The 396-nt window shown below is 44.4% G+C and carries 1 protein-coding gene; it reads left to right on the top strand.

All coding sequences use genetic code 11. The features are described 5' to 3' along the window. The first annotated feature begins 85 nt into the window (after window positions 1-85). Window positions 86-268, top strand: coding sequence for a DNA gyrase inhibitor YacG (gene yacG, locus ACTHS3_RS17155; RefSeq protein WP_003682475.1), 183 nt, complete (start codon window positions 86-88; stop codon window positions 266-268). Window positions 269-396 lie beyond the last annotated feature (128 nt).

Raw genomic sequence — 396 nt, 5'->3', positions numbered from 1 at the left:
CCCATAGCTTGGAAGAAGCAAAAATCAAGGTTGCCCGCTTGCATCAATACTATCAATCCATTGCACAAACTCTGAAAGAAACTGCATGACCGCTCCTGTTGTAAAATGTCCAACCTGCCACAAAGAAGTCGTTTGGAACACCGACAGCCCCTACCGTCCTTTCTGCAGCAAACGGTGCAAACTCATTGATTTAGGCGAATGGGCGCAAGAAAAATACACTGTTTCTTCGGAAGACGACCCCTTTTCAGACCTGTTGGACGGCAAATAAACTGCGCCACTTCCTTCAGCCTATCCAAAACAGGCTCAAAACAGTAAAATACCCTCTTTATTCCAACCTATTCCATCCACCATGCTCACCTTCCAACAAATTATTTTCAAATTACAAAACTACTGGGC

The organism is Neisseria sp. P0009.S007, assembly GCF_051962515.1.
This window is presented reverse-complemented; position numbering and strand designations above follow the sequence as displayed.